This window comes from Streptomyces sp. NPDC001568 (genome assembly GCF_042893755.1).
Classification (GTDB): Bacteria; Actinomycetota; Actinomycetes; order Streptomycetales; family Streptomycetaceae; genus Streptomyces.
The window spans coordinates 371,214-390,156 of the sequence record NZ_JBIAVF010000002.1 but is presented as its reverse complement, the minus strand read 5'-3'; the positions used below and the strand labels follow the sequence as shown (position 1 = coordinate 390,156).

The following is an 18,943-nucleotide window of genomic DNA, read 5'->3' as shown; positions in this document are numbered from 1 at the left end:
TCACTTGCCACACAGGGCGCCGGTCGATCGCGGAGGAGCGAACCACGTGCACTACAACCCCCTGGGCCGTTCAGGACTTCAGGTCTCCACCGTCGGCCTGGGCTGCAACAACTTCGGCGGCCGGCTCGACGCCCGAGCCACCCGCGCCGTCGTCGACGCAGCCCTCGACGCCGGGATCACCCTCCTGGACACCGCCGACATCTACGGCGGCAGCGGCGGCTCCGAGAGCCACCTCGGTCAGGCCCTCAAGGGCCGCCGCGACCAGGTCGTCCTCGCCACCAAGTTCGGCTACGACGGCGTCGACATGGGGTACGGCGCCGCCGCCGGGGCCCGCGGCGGCCGCGCCTACGTCCGGCGGGCCGTAGAAGCCTCGCTGCGCCGCCTGGAGACCGACCACATCGACCTCTACCAGCTGCACAGCCCCGACCCGGCCACCCCGATCGCCGAAACCCTCGCCGCGCTCACCGAACTGGTCACCGAGGGCAAGATCCGCTACATCGGGCACTCCAACCTCAGCGGTTGGCAGCTCGCCGAGGCCGCCCACGTCGCCCGCGAGACGGGCGCGACGCCCTTCGTGTCGGCGCAGAACGAATGGTCGCTGCTCCAGCGGTCCGCCGAACGGGAACTCGTGCCCGCGGCCCTGCACTACGGAGTGGGCGTCCTGCCCTACTTCCCGCTCGCCAACGGCCTGCTCACCGGCAAGATCCGGCGCGGCGCGGCCGTCCCGGCGGGCTCCCGTCTCGAAGGGCGCGACGCCTACCTCACCGAGGAGCGCCTCGACACCGTCGAAGCGCTCGCCGCGATCGCCGAGAAGTACGACCGCACGGTGCTGGAACTCGCCATCGGTTGGCTCTCGGCCCAGCCCGGCTGCGCCTCCGTCATCGCGGGCGCCACCTCCGCGGAGCAGGTGCGCGCCAACGCGGCCGTTGCCGACCGGCCGTTGGAGGCCGAACTCCTGGCGGAGATCGACGCCGTCGCGGGGAGCCACGCGTGAGCGACACCCGCGCCCCGGCGCCCCTGCGCTGCGCGGTCCTGGACGACTTCCAGGGGGTGGCCACCACCCTCGCGGACTGGTCCGAGGTCATCGCCCGCGGCGTCGAGGTGGTCACGTACGACGACCACCTCGACGACGAGGACGCACTGGCCGCCCGCCTGGCCGACTTCGACCTGGTGGTCACCCTCCGTGAACGCGTGCCCTTCCCCGCGCGTCTCCTGGAGCGGCTGCCGCGCCTCAAGCTGCTCGTCGCGAGCGGCATGCGCAACTCGGTCGTCGACTACGAGGCCGCCGCGCGCACCGGCGTGACCGTGTGCGGCACGGCCAGTTCCGGCACCCCGCCCGTCGAGCTGACCTGGGCGCTGCTCCTGGGTCTCGCCCGGGGGATCGCGGTGGAGAGCGCGGCCCTGCGCTCCGGCGAGGGGCCCTGGCAGCGAACCGTCGGCGCCGACCTGCACGGCCGGCGACTCGGCCTGCTCGGTCTCGGCAAGATCGGCAGCAGGGTCGCGCGGATCGGCCTGGCCTTCGGGATGGAGGTGTCGGCCTGGAGCGCCAACCTCACGAAGGAACGCGCCGACGAGGTGGGCGTGAGCCTCGCCGGGTCACTGGAGGAGCTCCTCGCGGACGCCGACTTCGTCTCCGTCCACCTCGCGCTCGGCGACCGCACCCGGGGCCTGATCGGGGCAGCCGAACTGGCCCTGATGCGACCGTACGCGTACCTGGTCAACACCTCCCGCAGCGCCATCGTCGAGCAGGGCGCGCTCCTCGACGCCCTGCGTGAGGGGCGCCTCGCGGGCGCGGCTCTGGACGTCTTCGACACGGAGCCGTTGCCCGTCACGGATCCGGTGCGCAGCGCCCCGAACCTCCTGGCCACGCCGCACCTGGGTTACGTCACGCGGGCCAACTACGCCACGTACTACGGCGAGGCCGTCGAGGACGTGCTCGCCTTCCTCGACGGCTCACCCGTACGCGTCCTTCCGTAGCGGGGCCGGCCGCCACCGGCCGCCCCCGGATTCCCGGGAGGGCTCCAGGCGCCCGGACGACCCCGGATCCCGGACCCCGCAACGGCCCCGGAGGCCCGAGGGCCCCGCACCCGCCTCACGGCACGGTGCGGGGCCCTCGGTCTGGTCCGCGCGGCGGCTCCGGCCGCCTCAGGAAACGATGTCCTTGCGCGAGAAGCCCCGGAAGGCGAGCGCGAACAGCACCACCGCGTACGACACCGACACCGCCGCACCCTTGATCATCCCGCCCCATTCCAGCTGAGGTTGCAAGGCGTCCGCCCAGGCGAACTGCCAGTGGGCGGGGAGGAACTCGCGCCACGAGCCGAGGGCGGTGACGGCGTCCAGCACGTTCCCGACGATCGTCAGGCCGACCGCCCCGCCCACCGCGCCCAACGGGGCGTCCGTCCGCGTCGACAGCCAGAACGCCAGCCCGGCCGTGACCAGCTGCGAAACGAAGACGAACGCCACGGCCAGCGCGATCCGCGGCAGCGTGTCCGCGGCGGCCAGCGCCCCGCCCGTCGGCAGCTTCAGCGGTCCCCAGCCGTACACGGCCGTGCCCGCGGCCAGCGCCACCACCGGCAGCAGCACGATCGCGGCCAGGCTGAACCCGAGGGCCACCACCAGCTTGCTCCACAGCAGCCGGGCCCGGGGGACCGGCGAGGCCAGCAGGTACCGCAGCGAGGACCAGCCGGCCTCCGAGGCCACCGTGTCCCCGCAGAACAGCGCGACGGGCACCACGAGGAGGAATCCGGCCGACACGAACAGGCAGGTGACCGCGAAGTTCGCGCCCGACTCCGTCGCCGTGTCGATGAGGCTGATCCGGCCGTTGCCACCGCCGGGCCCGTCGTCGCCGCCGCCCACCGCGAACGCGATGATCATGATGAACGGCAGTGCGGCCAGCACCCCGGCCATCACCAGCGTCCGGCGCCGGCGCCACTGCCGCAGCGCCTCCACCCGCAGCGGCAGGGTGCGGTTCGCCCGGTAGCCCGGCGCGGTCTCCTGTACGGCGCTCACGCCGCACCTCCGATCAGGGTGAGGAACGCGTCTTCGAGCCGTCGGTGCGGCCCCACCGCCGACACCGGGACGTCCAGCCGTACGAGTTCGGCGATCAGCCCGGCGGCGCTCACGCCGTCGAGGCGGACGAGGAGCCCCTCGTCGGCGGGCAGCACGGAGCCGACCCCTTCCAGTGCCGCGACCTTCTCCACGGTCACCGCGTCCACCGGCCCCTCCAACGTGACCAGCAGCGTGTCCCCACCGCCGGTGATCTCGGAGACCTCTCCGGCCCGCACGAGCCGGCCCCGGTCCATGACGACCAGGTGCGTGCAGGACTGCTCCACCTCCGACAGCAGGTGGCTGGAGACGATGACCGTCCGCCCGGCGGCGGCGTAGCGGATCATCACGTCGCGCATCTCGCGGATCTGCGGCGGGTCCAGGCCGTTGGTCGGTTCGTCGAGGATCAGCAGGTCCGGCATGCCGAGCATGGCCTGCGCGATGGCGAGCCGCTGGCGCATGCCCTGCGAGTAGGTGCGCACCGCGCGCTCCAGCGCGTCACCGAGCCCCGCGATCTCCAAGGCCTCCGCCATGTGCGCGTCCTCGGCGGGACGGCCCGTGGCCTGCCAGTACAGCTCCAGGTTGGCCCGGCCGGTCAGGTGCGGGAGGAATCCGGCACCTTCCACGAACGCCCCGACCCGCGAGAGCACCGGCGCCCCGGGCCGGATGAGGTGCCCGAAGACCCGGATCTCCCCGGCGTCCGGCGAGATCAACCCCATCAGCATCCGCAGCGTGGTGGTCTTCCCCGCGCCGTTGGGCCCGAGCAGGCCGAGCACCTGCCCCTTCTCGACCCGGAAGGACAGGTCCCGCACCGCGTAGCGGTCCGCGGCCTTGGCGTAGCGCTTCGTCAGCCCGGTGATGTCCAGTGGTACGTCGGCCAGCGCGGGTTCGGGCTGCGCTTCCGCCGGCCTGCTCCCGCCGCGACCCCCGCCGGTGCGCCGGATCCCGAGGAGCGCCGCGGCCAGGGCCACCGCGCCGAGCGGCAGCCACCAGGTCCAGGCGGGCAGGTCGGCCGCGGCCGTGGCGACCCCGTCCGCGACGGGCACCGCCAGCGGCCCCTCCGCCGAGACGGTGTACGTGGCCGGGGCGGCGGGGGACGCGTAGCCGAGGTCGGTGGCGGCCACCACCAGCCGCAGCCGGTGTCCGGCCCGGACCGCGTGGTCGATGGCCGGGAGCCGCAGCCGTACGGTCGCGGTCTCCCGGGCGTCCTCCACCCGCACCGGGGCGACCAACTGGTTCGGCAGCACCTGCTGGCGCCCGTCGGGGCCCACGTCGTACACCTTGCCGAACAGGACGGCCGAACCGTCGGCAGCCGTCGACCTCACCTTTAGGGTTACAGCCGGGGTCCCGGTGATCCGTACGTCCTCGGCCAGCGGCTCCGACTCGAAGCGGGCGTTCTGCCCGGGGAAGTCGAGCGCCACGCCGGTCCCGAGCGCGGCGAGCTGCCCGCCGATGCCCGGCAGGGCCGACAGCGCGGGCGGTGTCCCGCCGGCCGGATTGGCGAAGTTCTGCTCCCGGCCCGAGAGGGTGAACTCGCGCGGAGCGGAGCCGAGTCCCGGGTAGGTGTCGCCGGTCGCGCCGCGCAGTTTGACCTGTCCGTCGGTGGAGTCGATGCCGCCGGAGCGCGAGACCCGGAACGCCGGGCCGGTGTCGACGCCCTCGTCGCCCTTCAGGTAGCGGTCGAACCAGCTGGTGATCCGGGCCTCGACCCGGGCGGATTCGCGCATGCCGCCGTCGTGGCCGCCCGCCGCCCAGTCGACGGAGACGGGCGCGCCGTTCGCCGCGATGGCCTTGGCCATGGCATCTGCCTGGTCGAGGGGGAAGAGGGAGTCGTCCTGACCCTGCACGATCAGCGCCGGCACCTTGATCCGGTCGCCCACGGCGGACGGACTGCGCCGCTCCAGCAGCTCCCGGGCCTCGGCGTCGGGCTTGCCCGCCACCGCGACCCGTTCGTACATGGCGCACAGCTGCGGCTCGAACCTGCCGCAGCCCGAAGCCGCGGGCGGTCCCGCGGGGGTGGCGGCCGGTGCCTGCGGAGCCGCCTGGAGGCCGCCCGCCGCGCCGGTGGTGAAGAAGATCCCGGTCCACAGCTTCTTGAACACGCCCTGCGGGAAGAGGGCGTCGGCCAGGTTCCAGTACGTGATCTGCGGGGCGATCGCGTCGACCCGCCGGTCGTACCCCGCGGCCAGCAACGAGACGGCCCCGCCGTACGAGGCGCCCGCGACGCCCACCCTGGGGTCACCGGCGGCGTCGAGCCGCACCTCGGGGCGCTTCGCCAGCCAGTCGACGAGCGCGGACACGTCCTTGACCTCGTGCTCGGGATCGTTCAGCCCGATCAGGCCGCCGGAGCGGCCGAATCCGCGCGCCGACCAGGTCATGACGGCGTATCCGTCGCGCGCCAACCGCTCGGCCTGCGCGCGGACGTCGTCCTTGCTCCCGCCGAAGCCGTGGCCCAGGAGCACCGCGGGCCGTTTCCCGTCCCCGCCGCCGGCCGTGAAGTAGGAGGTGTCGATCCCGGCACCGGGCAGGTTCAGGACCTGGTCCTGGCGGTGCACGGCCGGCGCGTCCCCGGACGCGGCGGCCGCGGTCCAGGTACCGGCGCCGGCCAGGACGGCGAACGCGGCGACACCGGAGAGCAGGCGGTCTCGGCGGCGCCGTGGCAGTCGGAGCTTCATACCGAAACCCTAAAGCCCCCGGTCTCCCGACCCGAGCTCCTACAGGCGTAGCCCCCCACCTCCTCAAGGACTACACGCGGTCACCGCCGTACCGCGCCTGCGGTACCCGGGCCGGCCGCGAGGCCGGGCTGCGCCGCGCGCCCGTGGACGGCAGGATGGACCGCATGCTGCTCTCCGAGGTCGCGCGGGTGTCGCTGGAGGTGGCCGAAACCTCCGCCAGGTCCCGCAAGACCGCCCTCCTGGCCGAGTTGTTCGCCGCCGCGCCGGCCGAGGAGGCGGCCCTGATCGTCTCCTACCTCGCCGGTCGGCTCCCGCAGGGCCGACCGGGAGTCGGATGGCGCACGCTCGGCCGCGCGAGCGAGCCCGCCGCCGGGCCCTCCCTCACCGTGGCCGGCGTGGACGCCGCCGTCTCCGACCTCGCCGCCGTCGCCGGATCCGGCGCGCAGGCCGAGCGCGCCCGGATCGTCGACACCCTGATGGGCTCCGCGACCGAGTCCGAACAGCGGTTCCTGCGCAGCCTGCTGTCCGGGGAGGTCCGCCAAGGCGCCCTGGACGCCGTGGCGCTGGACGGGGTGGCCGCGGCGGCCGGGGTGCCCGCGACCGCCCTGCGCCGGGCCGTGATGCTCGACGGGTCGCTGCCCCGGGTCGCCGCCGCCGTCCTGGCCGAGGGCGCCGCAGCGCTGGAGCGGGTGACCCTGCGGGTGGGGCGGCCCGTCCAGCCCATGCTGGCCGGCACCGCCCCGTCGGTGGCGGCGGCCCTGACCGCGCTGGGCCCCTGCGCGGTCGAGGAGAAGCTCGACGGGATCCGCGTCCAGGTGCACCGCGACGGGGACGACGTACGCATCCACACCCGCTCCCTCGACGAGATCACCGACCGGCTCCCCGAGGTGGCCGAACTGGTCCGCACCTTCCCCGGTGAGCGGTTCATCCTGGACGGCGAGGTCATCGGGCAGACCCCCGACGGCCGCCCGGTGCCGTTCCAGGAGATCGCGAGCCGGGTCGGCTCGCGGCTGGACGTGGCCGCCGCGCGCCGGACGCTCCCGGTGACCCCGTACTTCTTCGACCTGCTGCTGTCCGGCGACCGGGTCCTGCTCGACCTGCCCGTGCGCGAGCGGTACGCGGAACTCGTCGCGCTGGTCCCCGAGGCGCACCGGGTGCGCCGCCTGGTGGCGGAGGACCCGGGGACGGGAACCGCCGGGGCCGAGGAGTTCTGGACGCGGACCCTGGGCCGGGGCCACGAAGGGGTCGTGGTCAAGGCGCTCGACTCCGGCTACGCGGCCGGGCGGCGCGGCAAGCAGTGGCTCAAGGTGAAGCCGGTGCACACCCTCGACCTGGTCGTGCTCGCGGTGGAACGGGGCAACGGCCGCCGCACCGGCCTGCTGTCGAACCTGCACCTCGGAGCCCGGGCGGCCGACGGGACGTACGCCATGCTCGGCAAGACCTTCAAGGGCCTCACCGACGCCATGCTGGCCTGGCAGACCGAGCGGCTGACGGAGCTGGCGGTCGAGGACGACGGGTACACCATCCGGGTCCGCCCGGAACTCGTCGTCGAGATCGCCTACGACGGCCTGCAACGTTCCACGCGCTACCCGGCCGGGGTGGCCCTGCGCTTCGCCCGCGTCCTGCGCCACCGCCCGGACAAGGCGCCCGAGGAGGCGGATACGGTGGAGGCCGTACTCGCCCGGGGCGGCGGCAGCGGCGCCGAGGACGCTCCCGAGGGATCCGCGAAGGCGGAGGCAGACCTGGCAGACCTCGGAGACGAGTGAATTTGCCTCGGAGGCAACGAAGATTGCCAGAAAGGCAAGTCTCTGGCTCAATCGGGATATGACTCCCGCCCCCGGTGACGGTCCCGCTGACGCGGCCGACCCCGAGACCGCTCCGGATCCCGACCCTTCCGACGCCGCCGAGCTGCCCACTGTGGCCCCGCAACTGCGTGACCTGCGCCGACGCGCCGGGTTGACGCTGGAGGCGGCCGCCGCGCGGGCCAGGCTCTCGCCCGCGCACCTGTCCCGCCTGGAGACCGGTCGCCGTCAGCCCTCGCTCCCGCTGCTGCTCGGACTCGCCCGCACCTACGGCACGACCGTCTCCGAGTTGCTCGGCGAAACACCGGCCACGGCCGATCCCATCGTACGGGCCGGCGGTCCGGGGGCCCGCGAGGCCGACGGGTGGACGTACTGGCAGGCCGGCGGCTCCGGCCGCGGCATGCAAGCGCTGCGGGTGCACGTTCCCGCCCCGGCCGCCGTCGGCAGGGGGGCGAGGGAACGCGGGCAGGGCGAGCTGGTCCGCGTCCATCCCGGGGAGGAGTGGCTGTACGTCCTCGGCGGACGACTGCGGCTGCACCTCGGGGAGAGCGAGCACCTGCTGGAGCCGGGCGACAGCGCGCACTTCGACTCGCTCACCCCGCACCGGATCGCCGCGGCCACGGCCGACGGAACCGACCTGCTGTTCGTCCACACCCTGCTGCAGAGCAGCCTCGCGGGGCTGTGCCTCGGCGGCGCCGAGCACCACCCCCGCTGACCGAGGAGCCGCACCCGTGTCGCAGTCGCAGCCCCACCCGCAGACCCCGTCCCAGTCACCGGCCCCGTCGCAGATCCAGTCGCAGTCCGAGGGAGAGAACGTGCCGCACGTCACCGAGACCACCGCGCGGACCGGGAGCGCCGCACCGGCGGAGGGCGTCACGCCGGCGGAGGTCGCCGCACCGGCGGAGGTCGCCGCACCGGCGGAGGTCGCCGCACCGGCGGAGGTCGCCGCACCGGCGGAGGTCGCCGCACCGGCGGAGGGCGCCGCGCCGGAGGGCGCGCCGACCCTGATGAGCCGCATCGAGTCCAAGTTCCCCCGCGGCCTGATCATCCGACTGGTCGCGTACCTCTTCGTGGGCCACCTCTTCGCCTTCTTCGTCTACCTCCTCTTCGTGCTGGGCGCCGAGAACCAGTAGGCCGCCCCGGCGCGGGTTCTCCTCACCGCGGGCCCTTCTCCGCGGCTCCCGGGGGCTCCAGCGGTGGCGCGCTCACCCCGCACTGGGTGCGGCACTGCGGGTGCGGCGCGCCGGGCGCGGGGGAGCGTACGGTGGCCCAGGCCAGCGCGGAACCGGCCACCAGCACCCCGGCGCACCAGGGCATGGCCCGCCGGAACGCGGCGTCGAAGGCCTCGGCTGACAGGTAGGCGTCCGGGCCCATCCCCGCCAGCAGCGGCAGCGCGGCGACGGCCAGCAGCCCGGCGGCGCGGGCGGCCGCGTTGTTGATGCCGCTGGCCAGGCCCGCCCGCCCGGGGTCCACCGAGGCCAGGACGGTCGCCGTCAGCGGGGCCACCAGGGTCACCATGCCGGCGCCCAGCACGAGCAGGGCGGGCAGCACGTCCCGTACGTAGGACGCGTCCGGGCCGGCCCGCATCGTGAGCAGCATTCCGGCCGCGCACAGCAGTGGACCCACCGTCAGCGGGATACGGGGCCCGATGCGCTCCCCGAGCTCCCCGGAGCGGGCCGACAGCAGCAGCATCAGGGCGGTGGTCGGCAGCAGGGCGGCGCCCGCGGCCAGGGCCGAGTACCCGGAGACGACCTGGAGCTGGAGCACGATGAGGAAGAAGAAGCCGCCGAAGGCCGCGTACACGCACACGGTGACCAGGTTGACCGCGGTGAACTGGCGGGAGGCGAAGATGTCCGGCGGCACCATCGGATCGGCCCGCCGTCGTTCGACGGTCACGAACGCGCCGGCCAGCACGAGCCCGCCGACGGCCGCCGCGACGACGAACGGGGACCCGGACCGGGCTTCGATCAGCGCGTAGGTGAGCAGCGCCAGAGCCCCCGCGCCCAGGACCGCGCCGAGCACGTCGAACCGCCCGTGCGCCTGCGGATCCTTCGACTCCGGTACGTGCCTCAGTGCGACGGGCACGCACACCGCGGCCAGCGGCACGTTCAGCAGGAACACCCACCGCCAGCCGGGTCCGTCCACCAGCCAGCCGCCGAGGAAGGGCCCCACCGCCGCGCCGACCCCGCCGAGGCCCGACCACAGGCCGACGGCCCGGCCCCGGTCCTCGGCCCGGATCGAGCCCTGGATGAGCGCGAGGGAGCCGGGGGTCAGCAGCGCGCCCCCGACGCCCTGGAGGGCGCGGGCCGCGATCAGCACCCCGGCGTTCGGCGCCAAGCCGCACAGCAGGGATCCGACCGCGAACCACACCACGCCGAGCACGAAGATCCGGCGTCGCCCGAACCGGTCGCCCAGCGCTCCGCCGACCAGGATCAACCCCGCCAGGGTCAGCAGGTAGGCGTTCACCGTCCACTGGAGTACGGCCAGGTCGGCGTCGAGATCCCGCCCGATGCGCGGCAGCGCCACGTTCACCACGGTCGAGTCCAGCATGGCCATGGCCGATCCGAGGACGGTGGTGAACAGGATCCACCGGCCCCGGGCGGAACCGAGGCGAACGCCGGGCGCGGGTGAGGTCATGACCCCAGGCTGGCGCGCGCGGTGGCCGAAGGCCACCCGGCGGACGCGCGGATCCCGGCCGAGAGGCCGTCAGGGACGGCTCATTAGGCCCTCTTGTAATGAGCATGGCACCTCGTTCACCATGACCCGCGCACGTCACATGCGCACTTTCCGCACAACCTGTCCACGGCGTACGAGGAGACCCCACGTGGCCCAACGCAACAGACGATCCTTACGCGCGGCGCTCGCCGCGCTCACCTCGGTCCTGCTCCTGCCCGTCGGCGCGGGTGCCGCCGCCGCCGCGCCGGAACCCGGTCCCGCACCGAGCGCGGCCGAGCGGAAGATCGAGCCCAAGCTCCGCACCCAGCTCGACGAGTCGGCCAAGGCCGTTTTCTGGGTCTATCTCGACAGCGCCGCCGATCTGACCGCCGCGGGGAAACAGCAGACCCGCGCCGCCAAGGCAGAAACGGTTCTGCGTCTGAAGAAGGACCACGCCGCCCGCAGTCAGGCCGAGGTCGTCAAGGCCCTGGCCGGAGCCAAGGCCGAGTACACGTCGTACTGGATCGTCAACGCCGTGCGCGTGGTCGGCAGCCAAAAGCTCGCCGGGTCCCTCGCACAGCGGCCCGAGGTCTCCCGGATCGACGCCGACGACAAGGTCACCCTCCCCAAGCCCGCGGAGGGCAACCGGGAGAAGGCCCTGGCCGACGCCGTCGAGTGGAACATCGACCGGATCAAGGCCCCGCAGGTGTGGGAGCAGATCGGAGTCCGCGGCGAGGGCATCGTCGTCGCGAACATCGACAGCGGCGTGGACTACACGCACCCGGCCGTGAACAACCAGTACCGCGGCAAGAACGCGGACGGGTCCTACGACCACGCCTACAACTGGTTCGACCCGGCGGGCGTCTGCGACACCGCCGCGCCCTGCGACAACAACGACCACGGCACCCACACGATGGGCACGATGGTCGGCGACGACGGCGGCGCCAACAAGATCGGCGTGGCCCCGGGGGCGAAGTGGATCGCCGCCAAGGGCTGCGAGTCGAACTCCTGCTCCGAGGCCTCCCTGCTCGCCTCCGGCCAGTGGATCGTCGCCCCGACCGACCTGAACGGCCAGAACCCGCGTCCCGACCTGGCCCCGCACGTCGTCAACAACTCCTGGGGCGGCTCGGGCGGCGACACCTGGTACCAGGAGATCGTCAACACCTGGCGCGCCGCCGGCATCTTCCCGGCCTTCTCCAACGGCAACGCCGGCCCGGGCTGCTCCACCAGCGGCTCCCCGGGCGACTACGCGAGCTCCTACAGCTCCGGCGCCTTCGACATCAACAACACGATCGCGTCCTTCTCCTCGCGGGGAGCCGGCCCCGGCGGCATCATCAAGCCGAACATCGCCGCGCCCGGCGTGAACGTCCGCTCCTCCGTCCCGGGCGGCGCCTACGAGGCCTTCTCCGGCACCTCCATGGCCTCTCCGCACACCGCGGCCACCGTGGCGCTGCTCTGGTCCGCGGCCCCGGCGCTCGAAGGTGACGTCGCGCAGACCGAGTCGCTCCTCGACGGCACCGCGACGGACACCGACAACGGCCAGTGCGGCGGCGCCGCGGCCGACAACAACGTCTTCGGCGAGGGCCGGCTCGACGCCCTCGCCGCCGTGAACGCGGCTCCGCGCGGCGCCATCGGCGCGCTCGGCGGCGCCGTCCGCACCGCCGGCGGCGAGCCCGTGGCCGGTGTCAAGGTCACCGCCGACGGCCCGATCGACCGCACGGCCACCACGGCCGCCGACGGCAGCTACCGGTTCACCGCCCTCTCCGTCGGCGAGTACGCGCTGACCGCGTCCAAGTTCGGCTACGGACAGCAGACCGCGACGGCCACGGTGACCGAGAACGCCACCGCCACCGGCGACTTCACCCTCGTCCAGGCCGCCTCCGGCAAGCTCACCGGCACCGTTTCCTCGGCCGCCGGGCCCGCTGCCGGCGCGACGGTCACCGTCGCGGACACCCCCGTGAGCGCCACCACGGACGCCCAGGGCCGCTTCGAGGTCACCCTGCCGCACGGCACGTACGACGTGAACGCCACGCACCCCTCCCGCTGCGTCACCGCAGGCACGGCGAGGGTCACCGTCGGCGGGGACACCACCGCCGCGATCAACCTCCCCGAACGCACCGACGGCTACGGCTACGCCTGCGCCGCCGCCGGGGACCGCCCGTATCCCGCCGGGAACCGGCAGCTCGCGCTGACCGGCGACAACACCACCGAGCGCGTCGACCTCCCCTTCCCGCTGCCGCTGTACGGAAAGACGTACGCCCAGGCCTGGATCGGGACGAACGGCACCGTCAGCTTCGGCGGCAACCACACCGGTGACATCAACGGCGACCTGCCGAGCACGGCCACGCCCAACGCGGCCCTGTACCCCTTCTGGGACGACCTCGTCGTCGGCGCGGCGGGCAGCGGCTCGGGCGTCTTCACCGCGGTCACCGGCACCGCCCCGCATCGCAGCTACGTGATCGAGTGGCGCGAGGTGTCCCACTGGTCGGCGCAGACGGAGAAGTTCTCCTTCGCGGCGGCCATCGGTGAGGACGGCACCGTGACCTACTCCTACAAGGGCACGGGCGGCACCGGCATCAAGGGCGGCTCGACCGCCACCGTCGGCCTGGAGAACGCGACCGGCACCGACGCCTTCAAGTACTCCTTCAACACCCCGGTCATCACCGACGGCCTGTCCATCGGCTTCCGCACCACCAAGAGCGGTGTGGTGGCCGGCCGGGTCCTCGACGCCAACGACGGCAACGGAGTCGGCGGCGCCACCGTGACCGTCGGCAGCGGCGACGGCGCCGTCTCCGCCGTCACCGCCGCGGACGGCGGCTACGTCGTCCAGAGCCCGTCCGGGAACCGGCCGCTCTCCCTGACGGCCCCGTCCTACGAGTCCGCCCAGGCGGCCGTCGACGTCAAGCCGGCCGACGTCACGACCGTGACGCGGTCCCTGCGCACCGGCAAGGTCACCGCCGCCAAGAACGCGGTGGAGATCGTCCTGCCCGCCGGCCAGAAGCGCACCCGCACCCTCGACCTCACCAACCCCGGCCTCGGCACGGCGTTCACGGTGGCCGAGGACGCGGCGTGGCTGACCGTCGGCCCGGCCGAGGGCAACCTGCCGACCGGCGGCAAGGCGGCGCTCACCCTCGCGGTGGACACCGAGGGCCTGGCCGCCGGCACGGTACTGACCGCGGACCTGAAGATCACCTCGGCCAGTGGCCGCAGTCCGGTCCTCACCGTCCCGGTCAAGATCGTCATCCCGCGCTACCAGCTCGCCCTGGACGCGGGCTCCGACTACCCCGCCACGGACGCCGCGGGTGACGCCTGGTCCCCGGACCGCAAGTACACGCCCGGCTCCTACGGCTACCAGGGCAACGCCACCGTCCAGTCCACCGGCCGCGCCATCGCCGGCACGGACGACCAACGGCTGTTCCGCAACGCCCGCGAGGGCATGTACGAGTACCGCTTCGACAACGTGCCGAACGGCACCTACACGGTGGAACTCGGCTTCGCCGAGCTCTCCTCCGCCAAGCCGAACAAGCGCGTCTTCGACGTCCTGGCGGAGGGCACACAGGTCCTGCCCTCCCTGGACGTCTCCCTGGAGGCGGGCACCTACACCGCTCTGACCAAGAGCTACACGGTCACCGTCACGGACGGGGTGCTGAACCTCCGCTTCGTCACGCACAACGGGTTCGGCAAGCCGCTGCTGAACACCCTGCGGGTGACCGACCGCCCCGACCGGAGCTGATGCCCACCCCCTGAACGGGCCGGCAACGAGAAGGCGGGGCGTCCGGGCGGTTGCCCGGGCGCCCCGCCCCGGCATTCGGGTGGCGGACGCCGACTCCGCCACGACCTGACCGGCGCGGCGCGCAGGGCCGACGTAGCGTGGCCGACCATGACCACCCCGCACAGCGAGCAGGGCGCCCGGATCGAGGCCCTGGTCCGCCGCGCCGACCCGGACGCGGTCTGGGCGGTCGGCTCGACGGACCCCGACCACGCGACCTCGGACGGCCAGGACGAGAGCCCCTTCGACGCCGGCGCCCTGACGGCCGTACTGGCCGTGTGGCCCGTACTCGGCAGCCTCGTCACCCGCGGTGAGCTGGCCCTGCACACCCCCCTCACCACCTACGGCCGAGCGGCGTCCGACGGGCTGCCCGGCGGAACCACCGCCCACCACCTGCTCACCCACGCCGACGCCCCGGCCGCCCTGGCCGCGCTCACCCGCCTCGCCGAGCACCTGTGCGGTGCCCCGCCAGCCGACTTCGCCGCCACCCGGATCTGGGCCCCCCTCGGCATGACCCGTACCCGCCACGCCGACACGACCCTGCACACCACCGGCGCCGACCTCGGCCGTTTCCTGCGGCACCTGCTGTCCGGGGCCGACCAGCCCATCGCCCACTCCTGGACGGCCGAATCGCTGCGCATCCGCACCGGCGAACTCACCCCCGCCCGCGGCCTGCTCTGGCATCCCGCGCCCGCCGGGGTATGGGCCCACCACGGCCCGTCCGGGGCCGGACCGGCCCTGTGGCTCTCCCCCCGCGACGGACGCTGGGCCACCCTGCGCACCACCCCGGGACCCGGCCGCGGCGGCTCCCTGCGGACGGCCTTCCGGGAAGCCGTGTTTGGCGCAACTCCCGCTGAGTGACCTGCTGTTGTACGATCCGAAAGCATGACCAAGACCAGCCGGAAGCCCTCCGACGTGCCCGACCCCCGAACCCGCTGGGACGAGATCACACCCGGCCTCTGGATGGGCGGGCACATCTGGGCCGACGACACCGGGGGCCTGCGCACCGCCGTCGTCACGGACGAGTTCGACCTCGTCATCAGCCTGTTCACCCGCCCGGGCCACGGCCCCGGTCCGAACGCCGAACACATCGTCGGTGAGATGCCGGACGCCGCCCTCACCACCGTCCAACTGCGCGACGTCCAGCACCTCGCCCGCGCCGCCGGACAGGCCCTGGACTCCGGCCGCCGCACCCTCGTGCGCTGCTACTCCGGGTACAACCGCTCGGGGCTCGTCGTGGCCCAGTGCCTCGTCGACCGGGGCATGCCCGCGGTCGACGCGATCGGGCTGATCCGCCGCCGTCGCTCGCCCTGGGCCCTGCACAACCCCGTCTTCGCCGAGTACCTCACCGCCGGCCTCGACACGGCCGCCCTGCTCGGCGGCCTCGACCCACTCCCGTAGCGCAGTCGGAGCGCGCGCCCCGGGAGGGAGACGTACGGTGATCCCGAAGTCACCGTCCGTGGACCGCCGGCGTTTCCGGGGTCCCCGGTTGCCCCCGCCCCCTGCGCACGACGCGAGGAACCCCATGTCCGACGCCGTGACCGTCCCGGCCGCCGACCCGGATGCCGAGGCGCTGGACGCCCTGTGCCGGGAGCTGGCCGAAGCCGCCGACGCCGTCGGCGAGGCCGCCCGGTACGCATCCGGACTCGCCCTCGGAGCCCGGATGCCGGCCGCCGCGCTGCTGGGTCGGGTGGGCCGCCGCCGGGCCTGGCGCACCCTGCTGCGCACCCTCACCGACCCCGCCGGACTCGGCTGGGCCCCGCGCGGGCGGGGCGTGGCGGGCGCAGGCTGGCTCGCCGGGATCCTGGCCGGCCGGGAGAACCTCGCCGTGAGCACCGCCGTGTGCGGTCTGAAGGCCCGGATCCGGGTCGCGGGCCTGGACCGGCCGGAGCTGTACGCCGACCCCGACTGCGCGGCCGTCCTGCTGGCGGTGGCGCAGGACCGGCAGGCCGAGGCCACCCGGGCGTTTCGGGCCGTGGTCCGCGAGCGGGGCGCCCGGCACGCCTTCACGGCGCTGGCGCCGTCCTTCGCCGACATCCTGGCGTGGCAGGCCCTGACCGACGAGAACCCCTTCAACGACCACGCGGGCTGGCAGGTCGCCACCGGCCGGGCCGTGACCGCCCGTCCCCTCCTCGGCCTGGGCGCCGCCCTGCGCGCCTTCTTCGACCCGGGCCCGGTACGGGAGGACCCGCCGGCCCCGGGGGAGGCGGCGCCGGGCCGCGCCGACACCACCGCCACGCTGGCCGGCTACGTACGCAACACCGGGCTGCTCGGCGGCGTGGACGCCTTGCTCGTCCAGGAACTGACCGGCACGGACGGAACACCGCGGCACGTCGTCCACCTGCCCGACCGGAACTCCGCGACGGTCCGCGCGGTGGCGCGGGCCGTACGCGGCGACATCCCCTCGGGCGCCGAACTGGCCCTGGTCGGCCGGGGCCTGGGCGCGGTCACCGCGCTGGAACTGGCCCGGGACCGGGACTTCACCGCCGTCTACGCGGTCACGCACGTCGTGGCCGCCGGTCTACCCGCCGGGGTCGGGACGCACACGGGTCCCCGTACCCGGCTGTTGTGCGTGCCGGGGGCCGGCGCCGCCGGCGCGGCGGTCCTGGGCGGCCGGATCGCGGTCTCGCGCCTGGTCCCGCTGCCCGGCCGTGACTGACCGCGGCCGGCTCCCCTACGACGACACTCCCCTGGAGGAGCCCGTGAGCGACTGCCCCCGGCCGGTTCCGGGTCCGCCGGCCCCGGCCGACGGTCTGCGCACCCACTGCGCCGCCCTGCGCTCGCACGCCCGACGGCTGCGGGCGGGCGCCGCGGCGCTGGACTGGCGGGGTCCGCAGGGCGACGCGTTCCGGGCCGAGATCACCGCGCTCGCGGACCGCCTCGCGAGGGCCGCCGACGGGTTCGCGCTCGCCGCCGCGCAGTTGGACGGCGGGCGGCGCCGCCCGCGCGGTTGACTTCCGCGGGCGGCGCCGTGTTCGGGTCGGTCGGCACGCTCAGAGGACGAGCGAGAGCAGCATCACGAAGCCGAGGCCGACCACCGAGATGATGGTCTCCATCACCGACCAGGTTTTGAGGGTCTGTCCGACGGTCATCCCGAAGTACTCCTTGACCAGCCAGAACCCGGCGTCGTTGACGTGGCTGAAGAACAGCGAACCCGCGCCGATGGCCAGGACCAACAGGGCGGTCCCGGTGGTGCCCATCCCGGCGGCGAGGGGAGCGACCAGACCCGCCGCGGAAATGGTGGCCACGGTCGCCGAGCCCGTGGCGAGCCGAATGGTCACGGCGATGAGCCAGGCCAGCAGCAGCGTCGGGACGGCCCAGTTCTCGGACAGCTCCAGGATCATCTGCCCGACGCCCGCGTCGATCAGGGTCTGCTTGAAGCCGCCGCCCGCGCCGACGATCAGCAGGATCCCCGCGATGGGTGCCAGCGACTTCTCGACGGTGGTCGAGAGCCGCTCCTTGGTGAAGCCGGCGGCCCGGCCGAGGGTGAACATCCCGACGAGCACCGCCGCGAGCAGGGCGATCAGCGGGGACCCGGCGACGTCGGTGACCCGCTGGATCCCGTTGGCGGGATCGTTGACGACTATGTCCACCAGGGCCTTGACCAGCATCAACGCCACCGGCAGCAGCACGGTGAAGACGGTGGCCCCGAAGCGCGGTCGGTGCTCGGGATCCACGGACGGGCTTTGCGGGATCATGTGCTCGGGCGCGGGGATGTCCACCCAGCGGGCCGCGTACCGGGCGAACAGCGGACCCGCGATGATCACGGTCGGGATCGCGACGAGCACACCGAGGGCGAGGGTGACGCCGAGGTTCGCGTGCAGGGCGTCGACGGCGACCAGCGGCCCGGGGTGCGGCGGGATCAATCCGTGCATCACCGAGAGACCGGCCAGGGCCGGGATGCCGATCCGCATCAGCGAGTAGTTGCCGCGCTTGGCGACCAGCAGCACGACCGGGATCAGCAGGACGATGCCGACCTCGAAGAACAGCGGCAGGCCGATCACGGAGGCGATCAGGACCATCGCCCAGGGCATGGCCCGGCCGTTCGCCCGGGCCAGGATGGTGTCCACGATCTCGTCGGCGCCGCCGGAGTCCGCCAGCAGTTTGCCGAGGATCGCGCCGAGCGCGATCAGTACGCCGACGCCCGCGACCGTGGAGCCGAGTCCGGCGGTGAAGCTGGTGATCGTCTTCGCGAGCGGGGCGCCCGCGAACACGCCGAGGGCGAGCGAGCCGATGGTCAGGGCCAGGAAGGCGTGCAGTTTGAGGCGGGATATGAGCAGGACGATGACGGCGATACCCGCGAGGACGGCGAGGCCCAGCTGGGTGTTTCCGGCCGAGGTGATCGGCCCGGTGGTGGCCGCTGCCAGTGTCTCGACGCTGAGACTGGTCACGGTGACGGATCCTCGAATCTCTGGGGGCGGTACGGCAGGGGGAGCGCGGCGAGCGCTGCCACTGCCCGGGCGGTGATCTCCTCGGGGGACCCGGACACGTCGACGACGACGCCCGACTCGTCCGCCCGGAGCGGTTCCAGGGTGGCGAACTGCGAATCGAGCAGGGCGGTGGGCATGAAGTGGCCCTTGCGCGCGGCCATGCGCCGCTCGATCAGCGGACGCTCCCCGGTGAGGTGGACGAACACCACCCCGGGAGCGGCCGCCCGCAGCCGGTCGCGGTAGGCGCGCTTGAGCGCGGACGCGGCGACCACCCCGCCGGGTGTGCCGGCCCGCTCGCGGATCCACTCCCCGATGGCGTCCAGCCAGGGCCAACGGTCGGCGTCGTCCAGCGGGGTGCCGGCGGACATCTTGGCGACATTGGCCGCCGGGTGGAAGGCGTCGCCCTCGGCATAGGCGAGTCCGAGCGCGGTGGCGAGCAGCCGCCCCACGGTCGTCTTGCCCGTGCCGGCGACGCCCATCACCACAATGACGCGCTGGGAGCTCACGTCGTACCTCGCTGTCCTCGTCGACATCGGTTCGTGTGGCACCACTGAAACCTATTAAGTA

The 18,943-nt window shown here is 73.9% G+C and carries 15 protein-coding genes; 10 read left to right on the top strand and 5 right to left on the bottom strand.

The window, feature by feature from the left end:
- Positions 1-46 precede the first annotated feature (46 nt).
- Together ACFY0I_RS04865 and ACFY0I_RS04860 are read left to right on the top strand one after the other, a co-directional pair.
- Positions 47-994: an aldo/keto reductase gene (locus tag ACFY0I_RS04865; protein WP_388890189.1), complete on the top strand. Its 948-nt coding sequence runs from the start codon at positions 47-49 to the stop codon at positions 992-994.
- On the top strand, positions 991-1,977 hold the full coding sequence (locus tag ACFY0I_RS04860; protein WP_388890186.1) for a D-2-hydroxyacid dehydrogenase family protein: 987 nt from the start codon (positions 991-993) through the stop codon (positions 1,975-1,977). The genes ACFY0I_RS04865 and ACFY0I_RS04860 overlap by 4 nt, the downstream gene beginning before the upstream one ends.
- A gap of 168 nt (positions 1,978-2,145) precedes the next feature.
- On the opposite strand, the gene ACFY0I_RS04855 is transcribed toward ACFY0I_RS04860, so the two are convergent.
- Both ACFY0I_RS04855 and ACFY0I_RS04850 read right to left on the bottom strand, forming a co-directional pair.
- Positions 2,146-3,009, bottom strand: coding sequence for an ABC transporter permease (locus ACFY0I_RS04855; RefSeq protein ID WP_388890184.1), 864 nt, complete (start codon positions 3,007-3,009; stop codon positions 2,146-2,148).
- The gene (locus ACFY0I_RS04850) at positions 3,006-5,720 is read right to left on the bottom strand and encodes an alpha/beta fold hydrolase (protein ID WP_388890182.1); all 2,715 of its coding nucleotides are present in this window, start codon (positions 5,718-5,720) and stop codon (positions 3,006-3,008) included. The genes ACFY0I_RS04855 and ACFY0I_RS04850 overlap by 4 nt, the downstream gene beginning before the upstream one ends.
- Before the next feature lie 164 nt (positions 5,721-5,884).
- Here ACFY0I_RS04850 and ACFY0I_RS04845 point away from each other — a divergent pair, with 164 nt between their 5' ends.
- The 3 genes from ACFY0I_RS04845 to ACFY0I_RS04835 are packed head-to-tail and all read left to right on the top strand — an operon-like array spanning position 5,885 to position 8,655.
- Positions 5,885-7,486 (top strand): ATP-dependent DNA ligase, encoded by a 1,602-nt coding sequence (locus ACFY0I_RS04845; RefSeq protein WP_388890179.1) that lies wholly within the window; start codon positions 5,885-5,887, stop codon positions 7,484-7,486.
- Positions 7,487-7,544: 58 nt separating this feature from the next.
- The gene (locus ACFY0I_RS04840; protein ID WP_388890176.1) at positions 7,545-8,237 is read left to right on the top strand and encodes a helix-turn-helix domain-containing protein; all 693 of its coding nucleotides are present in this window, start codon (positions 7,545-7,547) and stop codon (positions 8,235-8,237) included.
- A gap of 16 nt (positions 8,238-8,253) precedes the next feature.
- Positions 8,254-8,655 (top strand): DUF6126 family protein, encoded by a 402-nt coding sequence (locus ACFY0I_RS04835; protein ID WP_388890173.1) that lies wholly within the window; start codon positions 8,254-8,256, stop codon positions 8,653-8,655.
- Positions 8,656-8,677: 22 nt separating this feature from the next.
- On the opposite strand, the gene ACFY0I_RS04830 is transcribed toward ACFY0I_RS04835, so the two are convergent.
- Positions 8,678-10,159 carry an MFS transporter gene (locus tag ACFY0I_RS04830; RefSeq protein ID WP_388890170.1) on the bottom strand — a complete coding sequence of 494 codons (1,482 nt, stop codon included), beginning with the start codon at positions 10,157-10,159 and terminating at the stop codon, positions 8,678-8,680.
- Between the two features lie 187 nt (positions 10,160-10,346).
- Here ACFY0I_RS04830 and ACFY0I_RS04825 point away from each other — a divergent pair, with 187 nt between their 5' ends.
- From ACFY0I_RS04825 to ACFY0I_RS04805, 5 genes are all read left to right on the top strand, one after another.
- Positions 10,347-13,910, top strand: a complete 3,564-nt coding sequence (locus ACFY0I_RS04825) for a S8 family serine peptidase (RefSeq protein WP_388890167.1) — start codon at positions 10,347-10,349, stop codon at positions 13,908-13,910.
- A 147-nt stretch (positions 13,911-14,057) separates the two neighbouring features.
- Entirely contained in the window at positions 14,058-14,807 is a 750-nt protein-coding gene (locus tag ACFY0I_RS04820; protein ID WP_388890164.1) for a hypothetical protein, read from the top strand.
- Positions 14,808-14,831: 24 nt separating this feature from the next.
- Positions 14,832-15,347: a protein phosphatase gene (locus tag ACFY0I_RS04815; protein ID WP_388890161.1), complete on the top strand. Its 516-nt coding sequence runs from the start codon at positions 14,832-14,834 to the stop codon at positions 15,345-15,347.
- 124 nt (positions 15,348-15,471) lie between these two features.
- Positions 15,472-16,605: a hypothetical protein gene (locus ACFY0I_RS04810; protein WP_388890158.1), complete on the top strand. Its 1,134-nt coding sequence runs from the start codon at positions 15,472-15,474 to the stop codon at positions 16,603-16,605.
- Positions 16,598-16,900 carry a hypothetical protein gene (locus tag ACFY0I_RS04805; RefSeq protein ID WP_388890156.1) on the top strand — a complete coding sequence of 101 codons (303 nt, stop codon included), beginning with the start codon at positions 16,598-16,600 and terminating at the stop codon, positions 16,898-16,900. Before ACFY0I_RS04810 ends, ACFY0I_RS04805 begins: the two co-directional genes overlap by 8 nt.
- A gap of 39 nt (positions 16,901-16,939) precedes the next feature.
- On the opposite strand, the gene ACFY0I_RS04800 is transcribed toward ACFY0I_RS04805, so the two are convergent.
- A complete protein-coding gene (locus ACFY0I_RS04800) occupies positions 16,940-18,337 on the bottom strand; it encodes a gluconate:H+ symporter (protein WP_388890153.1) in 1,398 nt (465 codons plus the stop codon).
- The gene (locus ACFY0I_RS04795) at positions 18,334-18,909 is read right to left on the bottom strand and encodes a gluconokinase (RefSeq protein WP_388890676.1); all 576 of its coding nucleotides are present in this window, start codon (positions 18,907-18,909) and stop codon (positions 18,334-18,336) included. Before ACFY0I_RS04795 ends, ACFY0I_RS04800 begins: the two co-directional genes overlap by 4 nt.
- Between the last annotated feature and the right edge of the window lie 34 nt (positions 18,910-18,943).

Bases quoted from the DNA above. Each gene is read 5' to 3' on its own strand.
- ACFY0I_RS04815 (WP_388890161.1), top strand. From the start codon at position 14,832: ATGACCAAGACCAGCCGGAAGCCCTCCGACGTGCCCGACCCCCGAACC.
- ACFY0I_RS04840 (WP_388890176.1), top strand. From the start codon at position 7,545: ATGACTCCCGCCCCCGGTGACGGTCCCGCTGACGCGGCCGACCCCGAG.
- ACFY0I_RS04810 (WP_388890158.1), top strand. From the start codon at position 15,472: ATGTCCGACGCCGTGACCGTCCCGGCCGCCGACCCGGATGCCGAGGCG.
- ACFY0I_RS04795 (WP_388890676.1), bottom strand. From the start codon at position 18,909: ATGTCGACGAGGACAGCGAGGTACGACGTGAGCTCCCAGCGCGTCATT.
- ACFY0I_RS04820 (WP_388890164.1), top strand. From the start codon at position 14,058: ATGACCACCCCGCACAGCGAGCAGGGCGCCCGGATCGAGGCCCTGGTC.
- ACFY0I_RS04830 (WP_388890170.1), bottom strand. From the start codon at position 10,159: ATGACCTCACCCGCGCCCGGCGTTCGCCTCGGTTCCGCCCGGGGCCGG.
- ACFY0I_RS04845 (WP_388890179.1), top strand. From the start codon at position 5,885: ATGCTGCTCTCCGAGGTCGCGCGGGTGTCGCTGGAGGTGGCCGAAACC.
- ACFY0I_RS04850 (WP_388890182.1), bottom strand. From the start codon at position 5,720: ATGAAGCTCCGACTGCCACGGCGCCGCCGAGACCGCCTGCTCTCCGGT.